Origin of the sequence: Streptomyces sp. BE20 (assembly GCF_036322525.1) — a bacterium.
Lineage (GTDB): Bacteria > Actinomycetota > Actinomycetes > Streptomycetales > Streptomycetaceae > Kitasatospora.
In genome coordinates, this window is record NZ_JAQYWW010001017.1 from 28,195 (window position 1) to 52,266 (window position 24,072).

Sequence of the window (24,072 nt, forward strand, 5' to 3'; positions counted from 1 at the left end):
GCGGGATCAGTCCTTGTGGCGGATCGCGGGGTGGGCACCGGCCGCGACCAGGTCGGCCACGGCGGCGCGCGGGTCCTTGCCCGTCACCAGGGACTCGCCGACCAGCACCGCGTCGGCGCCCAGGTTGGCGTAGGAGATCACGTCCAGCGGGCCGCGCACGCCGGACTCGGCGATCTTGACGACGTTGTCCGGGATGGCGTGGACGACGTTGCCGAAGGTGTTCCGGTCCACTTCGAGGGTCTTCAGGTTGCGGGCGTTGACGCCGATGATCCGTGCGCCGGCGTCCACCGCGCGCGCGATCTCCTCCTCGTCGTGCACCTCGACCAGCGGGGTGAGGCCGATCGACTCGGCACGCTCGATCAGCGACACCAGGGCCGGCTGGTCGAGGGCCGCGACGATCAGCAGCGCGAGGTCGGCGCCGTGCGCGCGGGCCTCCCACAGCTGGTAGGCGGTGACGATGAAGTCCTTGCGGAGCAGCGGGGTGTCCACCGCGGCGCGGACGGCGTCCAGGTCGGCCAGCGACCCGCCGAAGCGGCGCTGCTCGGTCAGCACGCTGATCGCGGCGGCGCCGCCGGCCGCGTAGTCGGCGGCCAGGGCGGCCGGGTCCGCGATCGCGGCCAGGGCGCCCTTGGACGGGCTGGAGCGCTTGACCTCGCAGATCACCCGTACGCCGTCGCCCTTGAGCGCGGCCACGCCGTCCTTGGCGTCCGGGGCCTTGGCGGCGAGCTCCTTGAGCTCGTCCAGCGACACTCGGGCCTGCCGCTCGGCGAGGTCCTCACGGACCCCTTCGATGATCGAGTCGAGCACACTCACGCCAAGCGCCCCCATCATGTCTGCTAGTTCTGCTAGCGAGGAGCCGGACGGCCAGTGGGCCTCCGGCCCTTCGATGGTATCGGCAAGGGGGGGCGCCCAGCGCATCCGCCCAGCGCGCGTCTCGCGGAGCGGACGCCCCCGGGCCCCCTCCGAGCTGCGGTTTCACGGCTCCTCCACCCCCGCTCTCCGTGCCCCGGACCGGCCGGACCGGCTCGGGACCAGCACGGGGTCCTCAGACCAGCGGCGGGGCCAGCCCCGCACCGATCGGCAGGTTGCGCACCACCGTGAAGACCAGCACCAGCAGCCCCACCAGCACCCAGCGCCGCGCCCCGAGCGCGAGCCGGGGCACCGGCACACCGCGCGCCGCCGACCAGATCCACCGCAGCCAGAGCACCGCCAGCACGGCGAAGAGCAGCACCGCCACCGCGTTGTCGTGCAGCGCACCGCTCAGGTCCCCGTGGGCCAGCGCGTGGACGCAGCGCAACCCGCCGCAGCCGGGACACCACCAGCCGGTGGCCGCGAGGAACGGACAGTCCGGGTAGTGCCCGGGGGCGTTCGGGTCGACCGCGGCGACGTACCCGGTGGGGACGGCCACCGCGACCAGGGCGGTCAGCGGCGGCACCAGCCGGCGCGGCCCGGACGACCGGGCGGTGGCGGCGGAAGCGGTGGGAGCGGCGTTCACGCCCACGATTGTGCCCGCCCGGGCCTCCCGCCAGAAACGAAACGGCGGGCGTGGCGCCCGCCGTTCACGCAGTACCGGGAGTTCCTCAGGCAGCGACCAGCGCGGCCTGCTCCTCGGAGGTGTACACGTTGGTGCTGGGCTGCTGGCCCATGCCCGCCATCGCCATGGCCTTGCCCACCACGGCACCGAGCAGGACGACCGCCAGGCCGGCCCAGACCAGCAGCACCGACGGCAGGATCATGGCGACGCCCGCGATGCCGAAACCGATGAAGGAGATGGTCACGCCGGTCCAGGCGGCGAGGGTGTGACCGTGTGCTGCTGCTGCCATCTGATGGTGCTCCTAGGCTCTCGGGTCCCGGCCGGGCCTGCGGGCCCCTGGCGGGTTGACGGTTCCATTGTGCCGGGCCACACACGGGTGCCCCAAAGGGGGTGGAGGGTCTATCGCGTCACAGCGCGCGCCGTGCGCCGGCCGGTCAGCCGGCGGTCGGGTCCTCGCCCCGGTCCAGCGCCTTCCACAGGTCGGCCGGACTCTCCGCGGCCGCGGTCCTCCGCGACACCGGCGCCCTCCCGGTCGGGGCCTCGTAACGGCTGCCCATGGCCGGCCAGCCGCGCCCGAACCGAAGGGTGAGCAGCCCGGCCAGTGCCAGCAGCAGCCCGCCGGCCAGCGCCACCCACGGCCATCCGGTGTGCCCGACCCCGGTCGCGGCGGAGCCGGTCAGGGCGAGCTTGCGGGCCGCCTCGCCGTCCAGCGCCGCGGTGTCCCCGGCGCCCGCCACGGCGGCCGCCGCCGCGCCGAGCCCGGCCAGCAGGGTCAGGGCGCCCACCGCGAGCCGCCCGGCGCCGCGCACAGCGAACACCGCGACCGCAGCCGCCAGCGCCACCAGCGCCAGCCCGGCGGGCAGTTCGGAGATCCTCCCGCCGGTGACGGAGACCTCCAGGGTGCCGGCCAGGCCCTCGGCCCAGACGCGGCCGGCGGCGGTCAGCACCAGGACCGCGCCCAGCGCGGTCAGCAGCAGCATCAGGCCGAGCGTCCGCCGCCCGGCGCCGCCCTTCGCGGGGACGGGCTCGGTCTCGGTACGGGACTGGGTAGGAACGCTCACCCGTCCACTATCCCTGACACCACGCGCCGGACCTACGCCGGGTCGACCGGGAAGTCGTCGGTCGACAGCACCAGGGTCCGGTCCGCCGACGGCAGGAACACGTCGTTGCCGAAGGGCACCCGCTCCGCCTCCCGGTAGCCCCCGGTGCGCTGCGGGGCACTGTGCACCGTGCAGACCGCCTCGGCCTGGTCCACCACGACGTACAGCGGGATCCCGCACCCGCCGTAGGTGCGCACCTTCGTCACGTGGTCGTGGTCCCGGCCGGACGGCGGCACGACCTCGATCACCGCTTCGAGGTCGTGCCACGCGAACCGGCCGCGGCCGTTGCGCTCGGCGCCGGGGGCGACGACCGTCAGGTCGGGGGCGTAGCCGGAGCGGGCCGAGGGGAAGTCGACCATGGCGTCCGCGAGAACGGTGCCGCGGCCCGCGAGCTGCTGCTCCAGCTGCGCGGCCGCGCTGCGCACGACGGCCCGGTGGCTCTCCCCCCGGGGCGTCATGATGATCTTCCCGTCCGTGATCTCCACCCGGTACCCGCGCGGGAGGTTCACGCCCTCCAGCACGTCCCAGGCCGATCCGGCACCCTGGTCCTGCGACATCCCGGCTCCTTACGGCGGCTCACACCGCCGGCGTGCGCAGCGTATTCGCCGTGGCCACCGCGCGCAGGACGGCGGCCGCCTTGTTGCGGCATTCGGTGTCCTCGCCGTGCGGGTCGGAGTCGGCCACCACGCCGGCGCCGGCCTGGACGTACGCGGTGCCGTCGCGCAGGACCGCCGTCCGGATCGCGATCGCGGTGTCGGAGTCCCCGGCGAAGTCCAGGTAGCCGACGCAGCCGCCGTACAGGCCGCGGCGGGTGGGCTCCAGCTCCTCGATGATCCGCATCGCGCGCGGCTTGGGCGCCCCGGAGAGGGTGCCGGCCGGGAAGCAGGCGGTGAGCACGTCGAAGGCGGTCCGGCCCTCGGCGACCCGGCCGGTCACGGTGGAGACGATGTGCATGACGTGGCTGTACCGCTCGATGTGCATGAAGTCGACGACCTCGACGCTGCCCGGCTCGCAGACCCGCCCGAGGTCGTTGCGGCCGAGGTCGACCAGCATCAGGTGCTCGGCCCGCTCCTTGGGGTCGGCGAGCAGCTCAGCGGCCAGGTCGCTGTCCTCCTGCGGGGTGGCGCCGCGGTGCCGGGTGCCGGCGATCGGGTGCAGCATCGCCTCGCCGTCGGTGACCTTGACCAGTGCCTCCGGGCTGGAGCCGACCACGTCGAAGCCGCCCTCGGCGCCGCCGTCCGGCCCGGGGAACCGGAACAGGTACATGTACGGGCTGGGGTTGGTGGTGCGCAGGACGCGGTAGACGTCGAGCGCGGAGGCCGGGCAGGGCGCCTCGAACCGCTGCGAGGGCACCACCTGGAAGGCCTCGCCGGCCCGGATCCGCTCCTTGATCTCCTCCACCGCGGCCCGGTAGGGCTCCCCGCCGAACGGCGAGCGCACCTCGCCGGGGCCGGTCGGGGTGAAGGTGGCGAGGCCGGGGTCGACCGGCTTCAGCAGGTCGGTCTCCATGGCGTCCAGCCGGGCGACCGCGTCCGCGTACGCCTCGTCGACGCCGCTGGCCAGGTCGTTGTGGTTGACGGCGTTGGCGATCAGCAGCACCGTGCCGTCGGCGTGGTCGAGCACGGCGAGGTCGGTGGCGAGCAGCATGGTCAGCTCGGGGAGCTTCAGGTCGTCCGGGTTGAGGTCCGGGAGCTTCTCCAGCCGGCGGACCACGTCGTAGCCGAGGTAGCCGACCAGGCCGCCGGTGAGCGGCGGGAGGCCGTCGTCGGCGCTGCGCGGGGTGTGCAGGGTCTCCAGCGCGGCGCGCAGCACCTCCAGCGGGTCGCCGGTGGTGGGGATGCCGACCGGCGGGGCGCCGTGCCAGCGGGCGCCGCCGTCCGGGCCGACGGTCAGCGCGGCCTCGCTGCGGACGCCCACGAAGGAGTAGCGGGACCAGCTGCGGCCCTGCTCCGCGGACTCCAGCAGGAAGGTGCCGGGGCGCTCGGCGGCCAGGCTGCGGTAGAGACCGATCGGGGTGAGGCCGTCCGCGAGGAGCCTGCGGGTGACCGGGATGACCCGGGTGTCGACGGCGAGTTTGCGGAAGGCTTCGAGGTCCATGGCGGGCGGCACCTTACGGAAGTGGGGTGGGGGTGGTCAGCCGAGGGGGAGCACGTCGGCGTCGAAGCAGGTGCGGTCGCCGGTGTGGCAGGCCGCGCCGGTCTGGTCCACCTTGACCAGCAGGGTGTCGCCGTCGCAGTCCAGCGCGACCGACTTCACCTGCTGGACGTGGCCGGAGGTGTCGCCCTTCACCCAGTACTCGCGGCGGCTGCGGCTCCAGTAGGTGCAGCGGCCGGTGGTGAGGGTGCGGTGCAGCGCCTCGTCGTCCATCCAGCCGAGCATCAGCACCTCGCCGGTGTCGTACTGCTGCGCGACAGCCGGGAGCAGGCCGTCCTCGGTGCGCTTGAGGCGCGCGGCGATCTCGGGGGCGAGGGCGGTGGAGCCGGGGGCGGCGGGTGTGGTGGACATGGGGCCATTGTGTCAGTCCGGTCCGCTCGCGACGCCCGCCGTCCGGATCCGGGCCGCCGCCGCGGGCCGGGCCCGGACGGTCCGCCCGGAGGCCGGGGAACGCCCTGCCGACCGGGCCGGCCCCGGCCCGGTCCGCGGGACGCCGCCCGAGGTCCGGGCCCGGATCGGACGAGTTGTGCCAACCGGCTGCCGACCGGCACCGCTCTGGGCCATCCTCGTGCCCATGACCACCGAGCCGCCCGCCGCCGAGCCCCCGGGCACCGACCGTCCGAGTACCGACCGTTCGAGCCGCGACCGACCGGGTGCCGGCGCGCCGGGGGCCGGCCGTCCGGGCAGCGGGCCCGCCGCCGGGCCGTCGCGGGGGCTGCTGCTCGCCGTCGTGGCGGTGCTGGCCGTCCTGCTCGCGGTGGTGGCCACCGTGCTGCTCTGGCCGGAGGAGAGGCCGGCCGCCCAGCCACCCCCGCCCTCCCCCACCACGACCTCCCCGAGGCCCACGCCCACACCCACCCCGACCCCCACGCCGACCCCGACCCCGACGCCCACCAAGGTGGTCCCGTACACCTTCTTCACGGTCGGCACCTGCTTCGACCACCCGCAGCTCAGCAGGACCATCACCAAGCCGGAGGCACGGCCCTGCGAGGGCCGGCACGACGGCGAGGCGATCGCCGACCTGCTGCTCCCGGAGGGTCTGAGCGGCGACTACCAGATCGCCAACGCGATGCGGGACGGCTGCAAGGAGGCGCAGGCCGCCGCCGAGGCCCGCCAGGGCGGCGGCGGCCCGTACTACAGCTACCCCGTGGGTCCGACCAAGACCTTCTACCAGCAGGGCTGGCGGGACTACACCTGCACCCTGACGGCGAGCAACCGCCTCGACTCCACCAAGCTCACCGGCAACCTCCGCCCGTGAGTGCCCGGGTCCCTCACCCGGGGCACGTCATCTGACTAGGCTGGGCGGCATGTCGAACCACGCCCTCGCCGAGCGTCACCGCCTCGCCGAACTGCTGGCCGCCGCCGGGCCGGACGCGCCCACCCTCTGTGCCGGGTGGTCCACCCGGGACCTCGCCGCCCACCTGGTGCTCCGGGAGCGCCGGCCGGACGCGGCGGCGGGCATCCGGGGCGGCCCGCTGGCCGGCCGGACCCGACGGGTGCAGGACGCGTACGCCGACCGCCCGTACGAGGAGCTGATCCGGCTGTTCCGCTCCGGCCCGCCGGTGTTCTCGCTGTTTTCGCTGCCCGGCGCGGACGAGGCGGCCAACACCGTCGAGTACTTCGTGCACGCCGAGGACGTCGCGCGGGCCGGTGCCGACCCCGTGCGCCGGCCGGTGCCGCCCGGGCGGACGGAGGCGCTCTGGCGCCGGCTGCCGCTGATCGCCCGGCTGGAGGCCGGCCGCCGCTCCCCCGTACGGCTGGAGCTGCACCGCCCGGACGGCGCGGGCCCGACCGTCGGCCCGTCCGGTTCGTCGACCGTGCGGATCACCGGCGAGCCGGGCGAGCTGCTGCTCTTCGCCTTCGGCCGGGGTGCCCGCGCCGAGCTGACCGTGGACGGCCCGCAGGACGCCGTCGAGGCCCTCCGCCACGTCCTGCCGCTCCCGTAGGACCTGTCGGCCGAACCCGGTGTCGCCGCAGGCCGGGCCCGCCCCGGCTGCGGATGTCAGTGGCGGGGTGCAGACTCGCAGAGGGCCGGGGAGGGGCGCCTCCACGGCCGTCTGAGGGCTGCCCGGCCCCGTCCCGTCGAAGGAGCGCGACACCATGCTCACCACCGACTTCCCCACCGGTTCCCCCTGTTGGATCGACCTCGGCAGTCCGGACCCGGCCGCCGCCGCCGCGTTCTACGGCTCGGTGTTCGGCTGGACCTTCCGGTCGGCCGGCCCGGAGGCCGGCGGCTACGGCTTCCTCCAGCTGGACGGCCGGACGGTCGCGGCCATCGGCCCGCTCACCGAGGAGGGCGCGCAGTCCGCCTGGACGACGTACCTGCGCACGCCGGACGCGGACGCCGCCACCAAGGCCGTCGAGCAGGCCGGCGGCTCCGTCCGCGTCCCGCCCTTCGACGTGATGGACGCCGGGCGGATGGCCCAGCTGACCGACCCGCAGGGCGCCCGGTTCGCGCTCTGGCAGCCCGGCGCGGTCACCGGCCTGGACGTCGTCTCCGAGGACGGCGCGCTGATCTGGGCCGAGCTGCACACCACCGACGTGGACGCCGGGTTCGCCTTCTACGAGCAGGTGTTCGGCTGGCGCCACGCCGACCTCCCCTCCCCCGGCGGTACGTACCGGGTGGTCTCCACCGCCGACGGCGACCAGCAGGACGCCACCTTCGGCGGCATCGCCCCGGTGATGGGCGAGGACCAGGCGACCGCCTGGACCCCGTACTTCGGTTCGTCCGACGTGCCGGCGGTGGTCGCCCGGGCCACCGCGGCCGGCGGCACGGTGCTGATGGGCCCGGAGCACGTCCCGGACGTCGGCGTGCTGGCCTGGCTGACCGACCCGTTCGGTGCCCCGTTCGCGCTGATCAAGGGCGAGCCGCCGCAGGAGTCCTGACCGGTCCGGCCGGCCCGCCCGACCCCGCGGAGGTGGCCCCCTCGTCCGCCATGTCCGGTACAGGACAAGGAAGTTGACGAACCGAGGGCGCCTCCGCGGGGGCCGCGCGCGACCTTCCCGTACCCCGGCCGCTGCGCTAGCCTCACCAGGGCATCCCCACGGCCGATCCCCCGGCGGGATCGCCGCCCATCCACCGTGCAGCGGAGGACCACGGGTTGAGACCGGCGCAGCCGACGGCACCGAACCACCACCCGGACCACCACCACGCGAACCCCCACCGCCAGGACCCCCGGCAGCCGGACCCGACCGCCCGGCCGGGCCCGCCGGCCGTACGGCCACCGGCGGCACGCCCGCCGGCCCGGGGCTGGCCCGAGGGCACCCTCCTCGCCGAACTGCGCCGCGACGGGTCACCGGCCGCGCTCGCCGCCGAGCAGGACATCCTCCGGCTGGGCACCCGGCGCGTCCACGGCCACGACGAGACCCTCATCCTCGACCAGGACCACGGCCGCTTCGTCCTGCTCCTGCTGGACGGCTTCGCCAAGGCCACCGTCGAGGACACCGCCGGCACGCCCGTCCTGCTCGACGTCCGCGCGTACGGGGACATCGTCGGCGAGGCCGCCGCCCTCGACGACCGCCCCCGGTCCGCCACGGTGAGCGCCGCCGGTCCGGTCACCGTCCGCCGGATCTCCCAACCCGACTGGCTGCACTGGCTCGGCACCCACCCGGTCGCCGGCATCGCGCTGAGCCGCTGCCTGGTGAACCGCAGTCGCACCGCCACCCGCCGCCTGGTCGGCCTCGCCTCCGAGCAGGTCGTCAACCGGCTCGCCCACGACCTCGCCGACCTCGCCCAGCGGTACGGCAGCGCCGGCCCGCGCGGTATCACCGTCCGCCCCCGGCTGACCCAGGTCGAGCTGGGCGCCCTGATCGGCGCCGGCGAGCGGCGGGTCCACCACGCCCTGCACGAGCTGGCCGACCGCGGCCTGCTCCGGCTCGGCCGCCGCAGCACCGTCGTCCTGTCGCTGCCCGGGCTGCTCGCCGTCGCCGCCGAGGGCGAACCGGGCCGCTGACCCGCAGAAGATCGCCGCCCGGCCGAGATCCGGTCACGGAACCCTTGCGAAGCCCCCGAACCCGTCCTGCGACGGGTTCGGGCCGCCGCCGGCGCGCTCTACTACGCCCCGGGCCCGCCCGCGGGGCCCGTGGTGCGGACCGCTCGTACGGAAAGGGCGCTCATGTCTTCGATCCCGGTGACCGTGGTGGGTCCACGATCCTCCGGCAAGACCGTGTACCTGGCCAGTCTCTTCGCCAGGCTCTCCCAGCAGGACCCCGAACTCGGCTTCTCGGTGACCCTGCCGCTCGGCCAGTCCCAGCAGCTCAACGCCGTCTACGAGCAGGTCGTCGGCCCGGGCGACTGGCCGATCCCCTCCACCCCGGCGGACTTCCCGGTCTGGGACTTCACCTGCACCGTCAGCACTCCGGCGCGGCGGCGGCTCACCCCGTTCGCCGTCTCCTACGTCGACTACAGCGGCGAGCTCCTCACCCAGGGGGACCTGTACCCGGAGTCGCTGGAGAAGCTCGACCGGCTGATGACCGCCTCGCCCTTCCTGCTGATCCTGCTGGACGGCGAGAGGGTTCTGCGCTTCCTGGCCGGCGACAACCGGCTGATCAGCGAGTACCGGCCCGTCTTCAGCCATCTCGGTGCCAACCAGGACGCGGTGGTCCACTTCGTCCTGACCAAGTGGGACCTGCTGGAGGCGGCCGGCCACACCCTGGAGCAGGTGGCCGACCGGCTCTGCGCGACGCGGGAGTTCCGGCTCTTCGTCGACGGCCGGCGCGCGCTGCAGGGCGACGGCGGCGTGATCCGGCTCATCCCCGTCAGCTCGGTGGGCCGCGGCTTCGCCCGCCTCGACGAGAACGGCCACGTGGTCAAGACGCCCGGCGCCCGGCCCGACCCGCTCGACGTCGAGGTGCCGTTCATGGCCGTCGTGGTGGACCTCTTCACGACCGAGCTGAGGAAGTACACCCGGGCCCGGGAGAACTCCGCCGTCCGTGCGCCGGGGAACTCCGAGGGCCTGCTGCGGATCTTCCGGCGGGTCAGCGCCGGCATGCCGCTGGTCCGGGCGTTCCTCGCCACCCGTGCCACCAGGAACCCGCTGCTGAAGACCGCCGGCGAGGTCGTCGTCGACGCCCTCGCCGAGTACGTCGACGAGCAGGCGCGGCGCCACGGCCGCCGGATCGAGGAGAGTGCCGCCCAGCTGCGCCGGGCGGTCGAGCAGGCCGCCACCGACCAGCAGGCACTGGTCCGCATCGCCAAGGCGTTCCAGGCCCGGCTGGAGGAGTTCGAGGACGAGCACCCCGGCTCCCGGCTCGACCTCTGGACGGCCCGGGCATGAGCGCCGCCACCGGCACCCGCCGGCAGACGGTCTGGCCGTTCGCCATCGTCTGCGCCCCGACCACCGGCTACGGGCTCGCCGCCGCGCCGGACTTCCTGGTCGAACGCCGCCAGGCGTCCGTCCTCAGCAGCACCGCGGGCGGCAGCCTGAACGGCTCCGCCTCCCTGGTGCAGCTGATCGGCGCCGACGGCGGAAGCTTCTGGCTGCTCTACCGGATGGTCCCGCTGAGCGCCCGGGAGGTGGACCAGGAGGGCGAGGTCGCCCGCAGCGGCAGCCGGATCGCGCCCCTGGTCGAGGGGGTGGTCACCCTGGAACGGCCCACCGGCCGGCCCACCGCCGCGTACTTCGACGCGGTGCACGAGCTGGTCCGGGGCTCGGTCCGGAGCTACTTCCTCGCCGACAACCCGCGCCGCCCCGTGGATCCGCTCCCGGGCACGACCGACCTCCCCGGCCCGGCCGAGGGCGGCGAGGAGCTGCCGCTGACCGAACTGGAACCGCGCCGGACGAAGGAGCTCCTGCACGTCGTCGACGTGCCTCTCCCACCCGGGGGGCGGAGCGGGGCCACCGGGCCCGCGCCCGCTCCCGATCCCCCCGGGTCTGCTGCACGGGACCGCGCGGGTCCTGACCTCGGCGGGGCGGGGGCTGATCCTGCTCGGCGGGATCCTGGAGTCACTCGCGGCCCCGGACCGGTAGCGCCCGCCGGGACGCCGGGGGCTCCAGGCGTCCCGGGCGGATTCGGCCGTCCCGCCCTCGCCGTCATCGGAGCACTGAGCCTGCTGGTGCTCGTCCTGCTGGTGCTGCTCGCCCTGAAGTGACGCCGGGGCGGGCACCCGGCACCCCGGGGCGCCGGGTGCCCGGCCCGCCCTCAGCGGACCGGTTGCCCGGCCTCCCGCAGCGCGTTCTTGACCTCGCCGATCCGCAGGTCGCCGAAGTGGAAGACGCTGGCGGCCAGCACCGCGTCCGCACCGGCCTCCACCGCCGGGGCGAAGTCGGCGAGCTTCCCGGCGCCGCCGGAGGCGATCACCGGCACCGAGACGGTCTTGCGGACGGCCCGGATCAGCTCCAGGTCGTACCCGTCCTTGGTGCCGTCCGCGTCCATCGAGTTGAGCAGGATCTCGCCCGCGCCCAGCTCGGCGGCGCGCCCGGCCCACTCGACGGCGTCCAGGCCGGTGCCCTGGCGCCCGCCGTGCGTGGTGACCTCGAAGCCCGACTCCGTCTCGGTACCGGGCGGGCAGCGCCGGGCGTCGACCGAGAGGACCAGCACCTGACGGCCGAACCGCCGGGCGATCTCCCGGACCAGCTCCGGCCGGGCGATGGCCGCGGTGTTGACGCCGACCTTGTCGGCGCCGGCCCGGAGCAGCTTGTCGACGTCCTCGACGGCGCGGACGCCGCCGCCGACGGTGAGCGGGATGAAGACCTGCTCGGCGGTGCGGCGGACCACGTCGTAGGTCGTCTCCCGGTCGCCGGAGGAGGCGGTGATGTCGAGGAAGGTCAGCTCGTCCGCACCCTCGGCGTCGTAGAGCTTGGCCATCTCGACCGGGTCGCCGGCGTCACGCAGGTTCTGGAAGTTGACGCCCTTGACCACGCGGCCGGCGTCGACGTCCAGGCAAGGGATGACACGTACTGCGAGGGTCACTGCTGTCTGCCTTCCAGAGTCTTGGCGAGCCCGGCACGATAGGCGTCGATCTCGACCTCGACCATCATCCGGGAGTCGACCAGGCCCTCGACCACCACCATGGTGGCGGCCGGACGGACCGTGTCGAAGAGGAACTTGTGGGCGCGGCCGGCCTCGGAGCAGTCCCGGGCGTGGGTCACGTACATCCGGGTGCGGACCACGTCCGCGAGGGTGAGGCCGAACCGTTCGAGGGCCTCGCGCGCCGTCCCGAAGGCGGCGAGCGTCTGCCCGTACGGGTCGCCCTCGTGGTGGACGACGCCGTCGACGTCGAGGGCGGTGGCGCCGGACACGAAGAGGAAGTCCCCGGCCGCGACGGCTCGGGAGAAGCCGAACTCCTCCTCCTGGGGGAAGGAGCCCGGTACTCGGTCGAGCCGCCGCGCGGCCGGGGGTTCGCTCATCGGGACACTGCCTCCAGGGCCTCTTCGAGGGTGAACTTCTGCTCGTAGAGTGCCTTGCCGACGATCGCGCCCTCGACTCCCTCGCCGACCAGCGTCGCGATCGCCCGGAGGTCGTCCAGCGAGGAGACGCCGCCGGAGGCGACCACGGGGCGGTCGGTGGCGGCGCAGACGTCGCGCAGCAGCTGCAGGTTGGGGCCGGTCAGGGTGCCGTCGCGGTTGACGTCGGTGACCACGTACCGGGCGCAGCCCTCGGAGTCGAGGCGGGCCAGCACGTCGAAGAGCTGTCCGCCGTCGCGGGTCCAGCCGCGGCCGCGCAGGGTGGTGCCGACCACGTCCAGGCCGACGGCGATCTTGTCGCCGTGCTCGGCGATGACCTTGGCGACCCACTCGGGGCTCTCCAGGGCGGCGGTGCCGAGGTTCACCCGGGTGCAGCCGGTGGCGAGCGCGGCGGCCAGCGACTCGTCGTCGCGGATGCCGCCGGACAGCTCGACCTTGATGTCGAGGGCGGCGGTGACCTCGCGGAGCAGCTCGCGGTTGGAGCCGGTGCCGAAGGCGGCGTCGAGGTCGACCAGGTGGAGCCACTCGGCGCCGGCGCCCTGCCAGGCGAGGGCGGCGGCGAGCGGCTCGCCGAAGGAGGTCTCGGTGCCGGAGGCGCCCTTGACCAGGCGGACGGCCTGGCCGTCCCGGACGTCGACGGCGGGGAGCAGTTCGAGGCGGCTCATAGTGTTGGCAACTCTCAGATCGTCAGAGGGTGCTGACCCAGTTGGTCAGCAGGGCGGCGCCGGCGTCGCCGGACTTCTCCGGGTGGAACTGGGTGGCCCAGAGCGGACCGTTCTCGACGGCCGCCACGAACGGCTCGCCGTGGGTGGCCCAGGTCACCAGCGGGGGGTTGATCCGCGCGCTGTGGACCTCCAGCTCCCAGCTGCGCACCGCGTAGGAGTGCACGAAGTAGAAGCGGGTGTCGGCGTCGAGGCCGGCGAACATCCGGCCGTCCGCGGGGGCGTCGACGGTGTTCCAGCCCATGTGCGGGACGACCGGCGCCTCCAGCGGTTCCACGGTGCCCGGCCACTCGTCGCAGCCGGCGGTCTCGACGCCGTGCTCGACCCCCCGCTCGAAGAGGATCTGCATGCCGACGCAGATGCCCATGACGGGGCGGCCCCCGGCGAGCCGGCGGCCGATGATCCAGTCGCCGCGGACGGCCCTCAGCCCGCGCATGCAGGCCTCGAAGGCGCCCACGCCGGGGACGAGCAGGCCGTCCGCGTCCATCGCGGTCCGGAAGTCGGACGTGACGGTGACGTTCGCCCCGGTGCGCTCCAGGGCGCGCTGGGCCGAGCGGAGGTTGCCGGAGCCGTAGTCGAGCACGACGACGTTCTTGCCCATGTTCAGGTGTCCAGTCTTTCGGTCGCTCGACGGATTACAGGCGCATCAGGCCGGAGACGAGACACATCACCGAGCCGAGCGCGAGCACCACGATGACGCCCTTCGGGATCTTCTGCTTCCAGAACGAGATCACGCCGCCGGCCAGGAAGAGGCCGACGAAGAGAAGGACGATCGCAGACTTGCTCACAGCGCACCCTTGGTCGACGGGAGGATGCCGGCCGCGCGCGGGTCGCGCTCGGCGGCGTAGCGCAGCGCCCGGGCCAACGCCTTGAACTGGCACTCCACGATGTGGTGCGCGTTACGCCCGTACGGCACGTGGACGTGCAGGGCGATCTGCGCCTGGGCCACGAAGGACTCCAGGATGTGCCGGGTCATGGTGGTGTCGTAGGTGCCGATCATCGGCGCCATCGTCTCCGGCTCGGTGTGCACCAGGTAGGGGCGGCCGGAGAGGTCGACGGTGACCTGCGCGAGCGACTCGTCCAGCGGCACGGTGCAGTTGCCGAACCGGTAGATGCCGACCTTGTCGCCGAGCGCCTGCTTGAAGGCGCCGCCGAGGGCGAGGGCGGTGTCCTCGATGGTGTGGTGGGTGTCGATGTGCAGGTCGCCCTCGGTCTTCACGGTGAGGTCGAAGAGTCCGTGCCGGCCGAGCTGGTCCAGCATGTGGTCGTAGAAGCCGACGCCCGTGGAGATGTCGGTCTTCCCGGTGCCGTCGAGGTCTATCTCGACCAGGACCGAGGTCTCCTTGGTGGTGCGTTCGACGCGTCCGATGCGGGTCATGCGGGGTTACAGCTCCTTGATCACTTTGGCGACGGCGTCCAGGAAGGCGTCGTTCTCGGCGGGGGTGCCGGCGGTGACGCGCAGCCACCCCGGGACGCCGTTGTCACGGACCAGGACGCCGCGGTCGAGGATGGCCTGCCAGACGGCGTGGGTGTCGGCGAAGCGGCCGAACTGGACGAAGTTGGCGTCCGAGTCGGTCACCTCCAGCCCGAGCCCGCGCAGGGCGTCGACCAGCCGGTCGCGCTCGGCCTTGAGCCGGCCGACGTAGCCGAGCAGGGTGTCGGTGTGTTCCAGGCAGGCCAGCGCGGTGGCCTGGGTGACGGCCGACAGGTGGTAGGGCAGGCGGACCAGCTGGACCGCGTCCACCACCGCCGGGTCGGCGGCCAGGTAGCCCAGGCGCAGTCCGGCGGCGCCGAAGGCCTTGGACATGGTGCGGGTGACCACCAGGTTGGGGCGGCCCTCGATCAGCTCCAGCAGCGAGTCCCGGTGCGAGAACTCGACGTACGCCTCGTCGACCACCACCAGGCTGGGCCGGGCGGCCTGCGCGGCCTCGTACAGCCGCAGCACGATGTCGGCCTCGACGGCGGTGCCGGTCGGGTTGTTCGGCGAGCAGACGAACACGACGTTCGGCCGGTGCTCGGCGATGGCGGCGACGGCCGCGTCGAGGTCGATGGTGAAGTCCTCGTTGCGCGGCCCGGAGATCCAGCCGGTGCCGGTGCCCCGGGAGATCAGGGCGTGCATCGAGTAGGAGGGCTCGAAGCCGAGCGCGGTGCGGCCGGGGCCGCCGAAGGTCTGCAGCAGCTGCTGGAGCACCTCGTTGGAGCCGTTCGCGGCCCACACGTTCGCCCGGGCGACCGGGAAGCCGGTGGTGCGGGTCAGGTAGGCCGCCAGGCCCTCGCGCAGCTCGACCGCGTCCCGGTCCGGGTAGCGGTTGAGGCCGCGGGCGGCCTCGGCGACCCGTTCGGCGATCCGGGCCACCAGCTCCTCGGGGAGCCGGTACGGGTTCTCGTTGGTGTTCAGCTGGACGGGCACGTCGAGCTGGGGCGCGCCGTACGGGGACTGCCCGCGCAGCTCGTCGCGGATGGGAAGGGAGTCGATGGTGCTCACGCGCCCGGCACACTCCAGTCGAATCGGGCCTTGATCGCGTCGCCGTGACCGGGCAGGTCCTCGGCGTCCGCCAGGGTGACGACGTGCGCGGCGATGCCGGCCAGTGCCTCGCGGTCGTACTCGACGACCTGCACGCCGCGCAGGAAGGTCTGCACGGACAGGCCCGAGGAGTGGCAGGCGCAGCCGCCGGTGGGCAGCACGTGGTTGGAGCCGGCGGCGTAGTCGCCGAGCGAGACCGGCGTGTACCGGCCGATGAAGATCGCGCCCGCGTTGCGGACCCGGGCGGCGACCGCGTGGGCGTCCCGGGTCTGGATCTCCAGGTGCTCGGCCGCGTAGGCGTCGACCACCGCGAGGCCCTGGTCGAGGTCGTCGACCAGGATGACGCCGGACTGCCGGCCGCCCAGGGCCTCGGCGACCCGCTCGCTGTGCCGGGTCCGGGTGACCTGCACCTTCAGCTCGGCCTCCACCGCCTCGGCCAGCTCGGGCGAGTCGGTGACCAGCACCGAACCCGAGGTCGGGCCGTGCTCGGCCTGGCTGATCAGGTCGGCGGCGACCTCGCGCGGGTCGGCGCTGTCGTCGGCGAGGACGGCGATCTCGGTCGGGCCGGCCTCCGAGTCGATGCCGATCCGGCCGGCGAAGTAGCGCTTGGCGGCGGCGACGTAGATGTTCCCGGGGCCGGTGACCATGTTCACCGGCTCGCACTCCTCGGTGCCGAGCGCGAACATGGCGACCGCCTGGGCGCCGCCGACCGCGTACACCTCGGTGACCCCGAGCAGCGCGCAGGCCGCCAGGATGGTCGGGTGCACGCGGCCGCCGAAGGCCTTCTGCGGCGGCGAGGTGACCGCGATGCCGCGGACACCGGCTTCCTGGGCCGGCACCACGTTCATCACAACGGAGGACGGGTAGACCGCCAGGCCGCCCGGTACGTACAGCCCGACCCGGTCCACCGGCACCCAGCGCTGGGTGACCGTGCCGCCGGGCACCACCTGGGTGGTGTGCCCCTCGCGGCGCTGGTCGGCGTGCACCGTGCGGGCCCGGCGGATCGACTCCTCCAGTGCGGCGCGCACCTTCGGGTCGAGCGTCTCCAGGGCCTCGGCGAGCTGCTCGGCGGGGACCCGGGTGGTCTCCAGCCGCACGCCGTCGAAGCGCTCGGTGATCTCGATCAGCGCCTGTACGCCCCGATGGTGCACGTCCTCGGCGATCGGCCGCACCGTCTCCAGGGCGGCCGCCACGTCGAACTCGGCACGGGGCAGCAGGTCACGCGGGTCGTCGAGCGAGCCGCGGAGGTCGATTCGAGAGATCACGCCACCCAGTGTAAGGAGTGGCCGGAACGGGCGGCCCCGCATTTCAGTCCGTGATACGAAGAGCGAGACGACCGGGGGAAGCAGGGGGGAACCATGACCGAACGGGCACCCGACGGCTGGACGGTGACCGAGCAGGGGCTCTGGCACGCGTTCCGGCACGGCCGGATCCACGACCTGCGGGTCGGCGTGGCCGAGCAGGACGACCCGTTCGGCGACGCCGACTGGGGGCCCGGGCGCACCGTCCGCGCCGAGGTGCTCTCCCGGCTGTTGCTGGACGGGCCCACCGCCGTCTCCGGCCGGGTCGCCTCGCTCAAGCTGACCGGCGCCCTGATCGCCGGCCCGCTGCGGCTGGCCGGCGGCACCATCAGCCACTACGTCGAACTGCACGAGTGCCGGTTCGAGCAGAAGGTCCTGATGTCCGAGGCCGAGGCGGGCACGGTGCGCTTCGTCGGCTGCCTGATCCCGCGCCTGGAGGCCTCCCGGCTCGCCACCTCCGGCGACCTGCACCTGGCCCGCTGCCGCCTCCCGCAGGGGGTCCGGCTCACCGACGCCCGGATCGGCACCGACCTGCTGCTCAACCAGGCCGTGCTCGGCGGCGACCGGTTCGGCCGGGCGCTGTCCGCCGACGGCCTCGCCGTCAGCCAGGACTTCGAGGCCGAGCGGCTGGAGGCCGTCGGCGAGATCAGCCTGCGCACCGCCCGGATCGGCGGCCGGTTCTCGCTGCGCGGCGCCCGGCTGCAGGCCGTCCCGGAGAACCCCAACGCGCTCAACGCCCCGCGAATAACCGTCGGCCACACGCTGTACCTGAGCAGCTCGGCGGACCGGGGCTGGACCGACTCGCAGTCCTACTACGGCTCCGGCTACGGCCAGGTCATCCCGCCCAGCGCCTCCAGCACCCCGTTCCGCGCGTACGGCCGGGTCCGGCTCTCCGACGGCCGGTTCGAGAACGCCTGCCTGATCTCCGGCGCCGAGTTCCACCTCGGGGAGGGGGACGAGCTCGCGCTGCGCCGGATCCAGACCCCCGAGCTGCGGTTCACCTGCCGCACCCCGCCCACCGGGCCGGTCTCGCTCTCCCGCGCACGGATCGGCAACCTGGTCGACTCCCCCGAGGCCTGGCCGCACGGCCGCCACCTGGGCCTCACCGGCTTCACCTACGAGTGCCTGCGCCCGGCCGTGCCGTTCACCGTCCGGCAGCGGATCGCCTGGCTGGAGGGCTCCTCGGTCGACTTCCAGCCCGAGTCGTACGAGCAGCTGGCCGCCGCCCTGCGCCGGGACGGCGCCGACGACGACGCCCGCGAGGTGCTCTACGCCAAGCAGCGCCGCCGCCGGCAGACCCTGCCGCTGCCGTCCCGGATCTGGGGCCGGATCCAGGACGCCACCGTCGGCTACGGCTTCCGCCCCAACCGGGCCGCGCTCTGGCTGCTGCTCGCCTGGGCGCTCGGCAGCCTCTACTTCGCCACCCACGAGCTGCAGCCGCTCAAGGCCGACGAGCGGCCGCACTGGAACCCGGTGCTCTACGCGCTCGGCCAGCTGCTGCCCGTGGTCGACCTCGGCCAGCAGGGCTGGAACCCCGGCGGGACCTCCCAGTGGGTGGCCGCCGGCCTGGTCATCGTCGGGTGGGTGCTCGCCACCACCGTCGCCGCCGGCGCCAGCCGGATGCTCCAGCGCGGCTAGAACCGGCCCCGGCAACGGGCCCCCGGGACGGGTGGGGGCACCCGGCCGGGGCCCCGTGCCGGTAACCCCCGGGCGCCCGCCCGCCCCGGGGAACTACGCTGTCCGCCGTGACAGAACGGCTGCCCCTCTTCCCGCTGAACACCGTGCTCTACCCGGGCCTGGTGCTGCCCCTGAACGTCTTCGAGGAGCGCTACCGCCGTCTCGTCGCCGACCTGCTCGCCCTGCCCGAGGACCAGCCCCGGCGGTTCGGCGTGCTGGCCATCAAGGACGGCCGCGAGGTCGCCCCGGTCCGCCCCGACGACGGCCCGGCCGGCCCGCTGAACGGCCTCGGCACCGTCACCGGCGACCCGCTGGAGGCGCTCCACCACATCGGCTGCGTCGCCGACCTCACCTCCGTCCAGCCCCAGCCGGACGGCCGGTACGAGCTGCTGGTCACCGGCACCACCCGGTTCCGGCTCCGCTCGGCCGACACCGGCGGCCCGTACCTGACCGGCGAGGCCGAGCCGATCGAGGAGCGCACCGGGGAGGGCTCCGGCGCCCTCGCCTCCGAGGTCGAACGCGCCTTCCGGACGTACCAGAAGCGCCTGGCCGGCGCCCGCGAGGCCAGCACCGTCGGCCGCCAGGAGCTGCCCGACGACCCCCAGGTGCTCTCCTACCTGGTCGCCGCCGCGACCGTCCTGGAGACCCCGCTCAAGCAGAAGCTGCTCGCCTCCCCCGACAACGCCCAGCGGCTGCGCCTCGAACTCGACCTGCTCCGCCGCGAGACGGCCGTGCTCGGCTGGCTCCCCTCGCTGCCCGCCGCCGACCTCACCCGCCAGTCCTTCAGCCCCAACTGACCGGCCCGGGGCGGCCCGGCCCGGGCGGCCCCGGGACCGGGCAGCCCGTCCACCGGAGGCCCGCACATGGCCAAGAAACCGAAGAAGGGCGGCCAGGGCACCCCTGCCACCGTCGCCCTGGAGACCGCCGCCGTGCCGTTCACCGTCCACGCCTACGCGCACGACCCGGCCGCCGCCTCCTACGGCGGCGAGGCCGCCGAGGCCCTCGGCGTCCCGGCCGACCGGGTCTTCAAGACCCTGGTCGCCGACGTCGACGGCGTCCTCACCGTGGGCGTCGTCCCGGTCGCCGGCAGGCTCGACCTCAAGGCCCTGGCCGCCGCCGTCGGCGGCAAGCGCGCCGTGATGGCCGACCCGGCGGCGGCCGAACGCAGCAGCGGCTACGTCCTGGGCGGCATCTCCCCCCTGGGTCAGCGCCGTCCGCTGCGCACCGTCGTCGACGCCGGCGCGCTCGCCCATCCCACCGTCTACGTCTCGGCCGGCCGCCGGGGCCTGGAGGTCGAGCTGGCCCCGGCCGACCTGATCACCCTCACCGCGGCGCGCACCGCCCCGATCACCCGCTGAGGCCCTCAGGGCCCCGGGAGCGCACAGGGGCGCCCGGGGGAGTCAGCCCCGCCGCCCGTCCTCCGGCGGCACCGGCCGGGCGTCCTCCGGCGGCACCGGCCGGGCGTCCACCGGCGGCACCGGCCCCGGATGCTCCGGGTGTCCCGGGTGTCCCGGGTGTCCCGGGTGTCCCGGGAACGCCTGCCCCGCGCCCTCCGGGGGCACCGGCGCGCCGTACGGCCCCGCCCAGTACGGCGGCGGGTCCTCCTCGCGCTTCCCGAACGCCGCCGACAGCGCGAGCAGCACCACCATCGCCGCCATCGGCCAGGCCAGCACCGCCCCGTACGCACCGAGGTCGATGTCCGCCCGGAAGTGCCCGCCGTTCCCGACCCGCCGGGCCTCCGCGATCAGGTCGCGGCTCGGCCCGAGCCACCGTCCCAGCCCCCAGGCGCCGACCGAGGCGAGCAGCCCGCCGACGGCGAGCCCGAGGGCGACGGCGATCCCGCCGCCGCGCTTGCGGGTGACCAGGAACGCCCCGAGCGCCGTCAGCACGCCCATGCCCAGCCCGATCAGCACGAAGACGCTGTCCGCGCCGGCCCGCTGCTCCCCCTCCGGGTCGCCGTAGAGGATCTTGTTGCCGTCCACCACCAGTGGCACCTTGGGCGCCAGCCAGGCCCACAGCCCGGCCATCGCCACGCCCAGCACCAGACAGGCCAGGACCGTGATCGCACCGATCCGCAGCTCGGGCGCCAGCCGCTGCAGGGAGGGCTCGTTCGACCGCTTCGCGGAGACCAGGTCCAGCACCGGGTAGGAACCCGGCGCCGGGGCCCGCGGCGGCGCGTACGGATCGGGAACGGCGTCCGCGACGGCGTCGGCGTCGGCTCGCGCGGGATCCGGAGGTGTGTTCGGTACGGTCACGGTGCCATCGTTTCACGACCGCCGCCGCGGCGACCGCGCCACCCACGCACCCCGGCCCGGCGGGCGCGGGCCGCGCCTACCGCCGGGTCGCCCGCCGGTAGGCCCACGTGGCGGCCGCCAGCGACACCACGCCCACCCCGGCGCAGACCGCCAGGTCGCCGAGCACCGCCGCCCAGTCCGGGTCCGGTTCGAAGGTCCGTGCGAACGCCTCGACCCCGTACGTGGAGGGGAGCAGGTCGCGCATCCAGAGCACCGGCTGCGGCAGGTGGTCGACCGGCAGGACGCCGAGCAGCAGCGCGGCCGACATGCCGAGCTGCCCGAGCATGGTGGCCAGCTCCTGCCGGGGCGCGAGCAGCCCGCAGATCGCTCCGAGCCCGGAGAGCGCCGCACCGGCCAGCGGCACCACCGCGAGCAGCACCCACAGCTGTCCGAGCGGCAGCCCGAACATGACGGCGCCCGCGCCCGCCGTGACCAGCGTCCCGGGCAGCGTGAACGAGGCGTACGCGGCGGCCGCCCCGAGCACCACCGAGGCGGCCGGCACCGGCAGCGTCGCGTAGTGGTCGAGGCCGCCGGTGGCCCGCAGCCGGCCGAAGTACTGGGCGAGCAGATTGAGCGCGACGAACGCGACCACCAGCACGCTGGAGCCGGCCACCACGTACCGGGCGGCCGAGGTCTGCCCGGCGTCGACCACGCCCCGCATCATCACCAGGATGCCGAGCGACTGGAAGGTGGCCACGAACAGCAGCGGGATCCGCGCCACCCGGGCCCGCGCCAGCTGCGCCCGGTAGACCGCGGCGAGGGCGGGCAGCAGCCGGGCCGCCGGCGCGAGCGGGGCGGGCCCGCCGCCCGTGGCCGGTGCGGTCCGTGGCGGAGCCGAGAGCAGCGTCACTTGGCCAGTCCTCCGTGGCGGCCGCCCAGCTTGAGGTACGCGTCCTCAAGGCTCGGGGTGGCCAGAGTGAAGTCGTCCAGGGCCGCGAAGGCCGGGCCGGTGGTGACGGCGGCGACCAGTTCGCGGGCCTGCTCGGGGGTGGTGCGGACGGTCCAGCGGCGGCCGGTGCGCTCGGCCCGTTCCGCGAGCGCGGCCACGGCGGGGACGCCGAGCGGCGCCTCGTCCCGCCAGACCAGGTCGAGCCGGACGTCGCCGTCGACCAGCGCCTTGAGGCCGCCCGGAGTGTCACAGGCGATGATCCGGCCGTCGTCGACCACGGCGACCCGGTCCAGCACGGTCTCCGCCTCGATGACGTTGTGGGTGACCAGCAGCACGGTCGCGGCCCGCTCGGCCCGGCGCCGCTCCACGGCGGCCCAGACGGCCCGGCGGGCGATCGGGTCCATGCCGGTGGTGGGCTCGTCGAGGACGAGCAGCGGCCGGTCGCCGACCAGCGCGGCGGCGAAGCAGGCGAGCCGGCGCTGGCCGCCGGAGAGCTTGGCGAGCGGCCGGTGGGCGAGCGGCTCCAGCGCCAGCTCGGTGATCACCTCGTCGGCCGCCGCCCGGGCCTGCGCCCGGCCGAGGCCGCGCAGCCGGCCGGTGGTCTCGGCGGCGAGGGCGACGGTCAGCTCGTCCAGCGCGGTGGACTCCTGCCCGAGGTAGCCCAGCAGCCTGGCGGCCCGCTCGGGGTGCTTGACCACGTCGTGGCCGAGCAGCTCGATCGAACCGGAGTCGGGCCGCAGCAGCCCGGTCAGCTGGCGGACCAGGGTGGACTTGCCGGCGCCGTTGGGTCCGAGCAGCCCGAAGATCTCCCCCTGCCGAACGGTCAGGGTGATGCCGTCGTTGGCCCGGATCTCGGTGGCGGCGGCGCCGCGCCCGGCGCGGTACGTCCTCACGAGGTCGCGCACGGCGCAGCACGGCGAGGTCTTCTGGGGTGCCCGCCCGGCCGTCTCGCTCACGACCGACGACTCTACGCGGTGCAACCGGCGAACCGGACAAGGGGGCCCGTTCCGCCACCCCTTCGCAGGTCAGTCGTCCCGGCAGGTCAGTCGTCGACGACCAGCTCCCCACCGGGGACACGGGCGGCGAGCTCCTTCCAGAAGCCGGCCCGGATCGCGTACCGGTCGTGCTCGTCGATCTGGTCGTCCTTGTGGGCGAGCAGGCCGAACCGGGCGGCGTAGCGGAGCAGCTCGCCGTCGACCCGGTGCGGGATGCGCGGGTAGTCGGGCCAGAGCACGGTGAGCCGTTCGACGTCACCGAGCCGCCCGGTCCATCGGCGGGCGAAGACCTGGCCGACCTCGTGGGCGTCGCCGCCGATCGTGGTGATGTCCTCCTCACGGTCGGCCCAGCGCTGTTCGGCGGTGGTGAGCTGGGCGAGGGTGGGCAGGCCGTCGCCGGCGGTGACGGCCGGTTCGGGGACGGGCCGGTCGACCCAGCCGCGGTCGGAGGACCAGCGCAGCACCGGACCGGCCTGCTGGTGGTGGGCCGCGGGGGCCGGCCGGTCGACGCTGCGCCCGGCGAGGTCCTTGGGGGTGGGGACGACCTTGAGCGCGGTGGCCGACTGCGGTCGGCCGTTGGCCACCGGGACGGTGACGGCGGCGGGAGCGGGAGCGGGAGCGCCTGCGGCCGGGCGGACGGCAGCCGACGCGGCGGCGGGCAACGTGCCGGGCAGTGTGCCGGGAAGGGCGGCGGGGGGCGCGGTGGGCGGGGCGGCGAGGATCTTGACGATCTCGTGGCGGGGGCCGGGAGCGGGGAAGACGGCGGAGGTCTCGCGGAGGCTGAACGAGCCCTCGATCCACTCGCGGTCCAGGACCCGCCGTTCGTCGGCCTCGCCGACCAGGTCCTCGGACTGGTTGAAGTCGCCGTCGGCGGCCTGGAGCGCCCAGAGGTGGACGACGACGCCGTGTTCCTTGGCGGACATCATGCCGGGCAGCAGGTCCCCGTCCCCGGTGATCAGGACGACGTCGGCGCAGGCCCGGTTGCGGGCGAGTTCGGACAGCTCGGCGTGCATCGCCGCGTCGACGCCCTTCTGCACCCAGCGGCCCTCGGCCCGGGTGAGCGCGCCGAGCCGGACGGTGACCCGGGGCAGGACCCGGAGGCGGCGGTGCTCCGGCATCGGGCGCCGCTCGGGGGCGGCGTCGAACCAGTAGATGCGCAGCAGCGGCAGGCCGGTCTCGGCCTCGGCCCGCTCGCGCAGGGCGGCGATCAGCGCGGTGTGGTCGACGGAGATCTTGGACCGCGACGGGTCTCCGGCGAGCAGGCTGGCGGCGGCGCCCAGCAGGTATCCGGCGTCCACCAGGACGACACAGCGGTCCATCGCGCACCTCGTTCCGCTCGCCCTCGGGGTCCGGCTCCGCCGGGGGCGGCGGTTCCGTGGTGGGCGCGGTCCGCCCGGCTCCCGGGCGGGGAGGGGGTGAGGGGGTGCCCGCAACCGCCCGATCGTTGGGTCACCTTTTCCCCCTGGTTCGCCGGCC

The 24,072-nt window shown here is 74.8% G+C and carries 28 protein-coding genes; 9 read left to right on the top strand and 19 right to left on the bottom strand.

Translation table 11 applies throughout. The annotated features are described in order from the left end of the window. Nucleotides 1–6: 6 nt before the first annotated feature. From trpC to hisI, 7 genes are all read right to left on the bottom strand, one after another. Nucleotides 7–813, bottom strand: coding sequence for an indole-3-glycerol phosphate synthase TrpC (gene trpC, locus PUR61_RS27385; protein WP_329882092.1), 807 nt, complete (start codon nt 811–813; stop codon nt 7–9). Between the two features lie 232 nt (nt 814–1,045). Beyond that, nucleotides 1,046–1,495 carry a DUF2752 domain-containing protein gene (locus PUR61_RS27390; protein ID WP_329882093.1) on the bottom strand — a complete coding sequence of 150 codons (450 nt, stop codon included), beginning with the start codon at nt 1,493–1,495 and terminating at the stop codon, nt 1,046–1,048. 85 nt (nt 1,496–1,580) lie between these two features. Continuing rightward, nucleotides 1,581–1,823 carry an HGxxPAAW family protein gene (locus PUR61_RS27395; protein WP_329882094.1) on the bottom strand — a complete coding sequence of 81 codons (243 nt, stop codon included), beginning with the start codon at nt 1,821–1,823 and terminating at the stop codon, nt 1,581–1,583. Nucleotides 1,824–1,968: 145 nt separating this feature from the next. Continuing rightward, nucleotides 1,969–2,595 (bottom strand): TIGR02234 family membrane protein, encoded by a 627-nt coding sequence (locus PUR61_RS27400; RefSeq protein ID WP_329882096.1) that lies wholly within the window; start codon nt 2,593–2,595, stop codon nt 1,969–1,971. A 32-nt stretch (nt 2,596–2,627) separates the two neighbouring features. Then, entirely contained in the window at nt 2,628–3,191 is a 564-nt protein-coding gene (locus PUR61_RS27405) for a Uma2 family endonuclease (protein WP_329882097.1), read from the bottom strand. A gap of 19 nt (nt 3,192–3,210) precedes the next feature. Next, nucleotides 3,211–4,731, bottom strand: a complete 1,521-nt coding sequence (locus PUR61_RS27410; protein ID WP_329882098.1) for an anthranilate synthase component I — start codon at nt 4,729–4,731, stop codon at nt 3,211–3,213. A gap of 36 nt (nt 4,732–4,767) precedes the next feature. Then, entirely contained in the window at nt 4,768–5,139 is a 372-nt protein-coding gene (gene hisI / locus PUR61_RS27415) for a phosphoribosyl-AMP cyclohydrolase (RefSeq protein WP_329882099.1), read from the bottom strand. Nucleotides 5,140–5,362: 223 nt separating this feature from the next. Between hisI and PUR61_RS27420 the strand changes: the two genes are divergently transcribed. The 6 genes from PUR61_RS27420 (at nt 5,363) to PUR61_RS27445 (ending at nt 10,879) form a co-directional block, all read left to right on the top strand. Beyond that, nucleotides 5,363–6,046 (top strand): hypothetical protein, encoded by a 684-nt coding sequence (locus tag PUR61_RS27420; RefSeq protein ID WP_329882100.1) that lies wholly within the window; start codon nt 5,363–5,365, stop codon nt 6,044–6,046. Between the two features lie 49 nt (nt 6,047–6,095). Beyond that, entirely contained in the window at nt 6,096–6,734 is a 639-nt protein-coding gene (locus PUR61_RS27425) for a TIGR03085 family metal-binding protein (RefSeq protein ID WP_329882101.1), read from the top strand. 154 nt (nt 6,735–6,888) lie between these two features. After that, entirely contained in the window at nt 6,889–7,674 is a 786-nt protein-coding gene (locus PUR61_RS27430) for a VOC family protein (protein WP_329882102.1), read from the top strand. Nucleotides 7,675–7,889: 215 nt separating this feature from the next. Next, nucleotides 7,890–8,741, top strand: coding sequence for a Crp/Fnr family transcriptional regulator (locus PUR61_RS27435; protein WP_329882103.1), 852 nt, complete (start codon nt 7,890–7,892; stop codon nt 8,739–8,741). Between the two features lie 162 nt (nt 8,742–8,903). Next, nucleotides 8,904–10,064: a hypothetical protein gene (locus PUR61_RS27440; RefSeq protein WP_329882104.1), complete on the top strand. Its 1,161-nt coding sequence runs from the start codon at nt 8,904–8,906 to the stop codon at nt 10,062–10,064. Next, on the top strand, nt 10,061–10,879 hold the full coding sequence (locus PUR61_RS27445; RefSeq protein WP_329882105.1) for a hypothetical protein: 819 nt from the start codon (nt 10,061–10,063) through the stop codon (nt 10,877–10,879). Before PUR61_RS27440 ends, PUR61_RS27445 begins: the two co-directional genes overlap by 4 nt. A 50-nt stretch (nt 10,880–10,929) precedes the next feature. On the opposite strand, the gene hisF is transcribed toward PUR61_RS27445, so the two are convergent. From hisF to hisD, 8 genes are read right to left on the bottom strand one after another with little or no spacing between them, the layout of a single operon-like run. Continuing rightward, nucleotides 10,930–11,700, bottom strand: a complete 771-nt coding sequence (gene hisF / locus PUR61_RS27450; RefSeq protein ID WP_329882106.1) for an imidazole glycerol phosphate synthase subunit HisF — start codon at nt 11,698–11,700, stop codon at nt 10,930–10,932. Then, nucleotides 11,697–12,137, bottom strand: a complete 441-nt coding sequence (locus PUR61_RS27455; RefSeq protein WP_329882107.1) for a Rid family hydrolase — start codon at nt 12,135–12,137, stop codon at nt 11,697–11,699. The genes hisF and PUR61_RS27455 overlap by 4 nt, the downstream gene beginning before the upstream one ends. Next, nucleotides 12,134–12,859, bottom strand: a complete 726-nt coding sequence (priA, locus tag PUR61_RS27460; RefSeq protein WP_329882108.1) for a bifunctional 1-(5-phosphoribosyl)-5-((5-phosphoribosylamino)methylideneamino)imidazole-4-carboxamide isomerase/phosphoribosylanthranilate isomerase PriA — start codon at nt 12,857–12,859, stop codon at nt 12,134–12,136. Before priA ends, PUR61_RS27455 begins: the two co-directional genes overlap by 4 nt. A gap of 22 nt (nt 12,860–12,881) precedes the next feature. Beyond that, the gene (gene hisH / locus PUR61_RS27465; RefSeq protein ID WP_329882109.1) at nt 12,882–13,517 is read right to left on the bottom strand and encodes an imidazole glycerol phosphate synthase subunit HisH; all 636 of its coding nucleotides are present in this window, start codon (nt 13,515–13,517) and stop codon (nt 12,882–12,884) included. A 34-nt stretch (nt 13,518–13,551) separates the two neighbouring features. Next, the gene (locus tag PUR61_RS27470; RefSeq protein ID WP_329882110.1) at nt 13,552–13,704 is read right to left on the bottom strand and encodes a hypothetical protein; all 153 of its coding nucleotides are present in this window, start codon (nt 13,702–13,704) and stop codon (nt 13,552–13,554) included. Further along, nucleotides 13,701–14,294 (bottom strand): imidazoleglycerol-phosphate dehydratase HisB, encoded by a 594-nt coding sequence (hisB, locus tag PUR61_RS27475; RefSeq protein ID WP_329882111.1) that lies wholly within the window; start codon nt 14,292–14,294, stop codon nt 13,701–13,703. Before hisB ends, PUR61_RS27470 begins: the two co-directional genes overlap by 4 nt. A gap of 6 nt (nt 14,295–14,300) precedes the next feature. Further along, nucleotides 14,301–15,401: a histidinol-phosphate transaminase gene (locus tag PUR61_RS27480; protein ID WP_329882112.1), complete on the bottom strand. Its 1,101-nt coding sequence runs from the start codon at nt 15,399–15,401 to the stop codon at nt 14,301–14,303. After that, nucleotides 15,398–16,705, bottom strand: coding sequence for a histidinol dehydrogenase (gene hisD, locus PUR61_RS27485; RefSeq protein ID WP_329882113.1), 1,308 nt, complete (start codon nt 16,703–16,705; stop codon nt 15,398–15,400). The genes PUR61_RS27480 and hisD overlap by 4 nt, the downstream gene beginning before the upstream one ends. 93 nt (nt 16,706–16,798) lie before the next feature. Between hisD and PUR61_RS27490 the strand changes: the two genes are divergently transcribed. The 3 genes from PUR61_RS27490 to ybaK all read left to right on the top strand — a co-directional run bounded on the left by PUR61_RS27490 (nt 16,799) and on the right by ybaK (nt 19,776). Then, nucleotides 16,799–18,379, top strand: coding sequence for an oxidoreductase (locus PUR61_RS27490; protein WP_329882114.1), 1,581 nt, complete (start codon nt 16,799–16,801; stop codon nt 18,377–18,379). A 107-nt stretch (nt 18,380–18,486) separates the two neighbouring features. After that, nucleotides 18,487–19,215, top strand: coding sequence for an LON peptidase substrate-binding domain-containing protein (locus PUR61_RS27495; RefSeq protein WP_329882115.1), 729 nt, complete (start codon nt 18,487–18,489; stop codon nt 19,213–19,215). A 66-nt stretch (nt 19,216–19,281) separates the two neighbouring features. Further along, on the top strand, nt 19,282–19,776 hold the full coding sequence (gene ybaK, locus PUR61_RS27500; RefSeq protein ID WP_329882116.1) for a Cys-tRNA(Pro) deacylase: 495 nt from the start codon (nt 19,282–19,284) through the stop codon (nt 19,774–19,776). A 42-nt stretch (nt 19,777–19,818) separates the two neighbouring features. Here ybaK and PUR61_RS27505 read toward each other — a convergent pair whose 3' ends face one another. The 4 genes from PUR61_RS27505 to PUR61_RS27520 all read right to left on the bottom strand — a co-directional run bounded on the left by PUR61_RS27505 (nt 19,819) and on the right by PUR61_RS27520 (nt 23,915). Beyond that, nucleotides 19,819–20,673: a hypothetical protein gene (locus tag PUR61_RS27505; RefSeq protein ID WP_329882117.1), complete on the bottom strand. Its 855-nt coding sequence runs from the start codon at nt 20,671–20,673 to the stop codon at nt 19,819–19,821. Nucleotides 20,674–20,749: 76 nt separating this feature from the next. Next, a complete protein-coding gene (locus tag PUR61_RS27510) occupies nt 20,750–21,562 on the bottom strand; it encodes an ABC transporter permease (RefSeq protein ID WP_329882119.1) in 813 nt (270 codons plus the stop codon). Further along, complete coding sequence (locus PUR61_RS27515) at nt 21,559–22,557, bottom strand: ABC transporter ATP-binding protein (protein ID WP_329882120.1); 999 nt, start codon at nt 22,555–22,557, stop codon at nt 21,559–21,561. The genes PUR61_RS27510 and PUR61_RS27515 overlap by 4 nt, the downstream gene beginning before the upstream one ends. A gap of 86 nt (nt 22,558–22,643) precedes the next feature. Continuing rightward, nucleotides 22,644–23,915, bottom strand: coding sequence for an NYN domain-containing protein (locus PUR61_RS27520; protein WP_329882121.1), 1,272 nt, complete (start codon nt 23,913–23,915; stop codon nt 22,644–22,646). Nucleotides 23,916–24,072 lie beyond the last annotated feature (157 nt).

Bases quoted from the DNA above. Each gene is read 5' to 3' on its own strand.
- PUR61_RS27395 (WP_329882094.1), bottom strand. From the start codon at position 1,823: ATGGCAGCAGCAGCACACGGTCACACCCTCGCCGCCTGGACCGGCGTG.
- PUR61_RS27405 (WP_329882097.1), bottom strand. From the start codon at position 3,191: ATGTCGCAGGACCAGGGTGCCGGATCGGCCTGGGACGTGCTGGAGGGC.
- PUR61_RS27410 (WP_329882098.1), bottom strand. From the start codon at position 4,731: ATGGACCTCGAAGCCTTCCGCAAACTCGCCGTCGACACCCGGGTCATC.
- hisI (WP_329882099.1), bottom strand. From the start codon at position 5,139: ATGTCCACCACACCCGCCGCCCCCGGCTCCACCGCCCTCGCCCCCGAG.
- PUR61_RS27420 (WP_329882100.1), top strand. From the start codon at position 5,363: ATGACCACCGAGCCGCCCGCCGCCGAGCCCCCGGGCACCGACCGTCCG.
- PUR61_RS27425 (WP_329882101.1), top strand. From the start codon at position 6,096: ATGTCGAACCACGCCCTCGCCGAGCGTCACCGCCTCGCCGAACTGCTG.
- PUR61_RS27430 (WP_329882102.1), top strand. From the start codon at position 6,889: ATGCTCACCACCGACTTCCCCACCGGTTCCCCCTGTTGGATCGACCTC.
- PUR61_RS27440 (WP_329882104.1), top strand. From the start codon at position 8,904: ATGTCTTCGATCCCGGTGACCGTGGTGGGTCCACGATCCTCCGGCAAG.
- PUR61_RS27445 (WP_329882105.1), top strand. From the start codon at position 10,061: ATGAGCGCCGCCACCGGCACCCGCCGGCAGACGGTCTGGCCGTTCGCC.
- PUR61_RS27455 (WP_329882107.1), bottom strand. From the start codon at position 12,137: ATGAGCGAACCCCCGGCCGCGCGGCGGCTCGACCGAGTACCGGGCTCC.
- priA (WP_329882108.1), bottom strand. From the start codon at position 12,859: ATGAGCCGCCTCGAACTGCTCCCCGCCGTCGACGTCCGGGACGGCCAG.
- hisH (WP_329882109.1), bottom strand. From the start codon at position 13,517: ATGGGCAAGAACGTCGTCGTGCTCGACTACGGCTCCGGCAACCTCCGC.
- hisB (WP_329882111.1), bottom strand. From the start codon at position 14,294: ATGACCCGCATCGGACGCGTCGAACGCACCACCAAGGAGACCTCGGTC.
- PUR61_RS27490 (WP_329882114.1), top strand. From the start codon at position 16,799: ATGACCGAACGGGCACCCGACGGCTGGACGGTGACCGAGCAGGGGCTC.
- ybaK (WP_329882116.1), top strand. From the start codon at position 19,282: ATGGCCAAGAAACCGAAGAAGGGCGGCCAGGGCACCCCTGCCACCGTC.
- PUR61_RS27520 (WP_329882121.1), bottom strand. From the start codon at position 23,915: ATGGACCGCTGTGTCGTCCTGGTGGACGCCGGATACCTGCTGGGCGCC.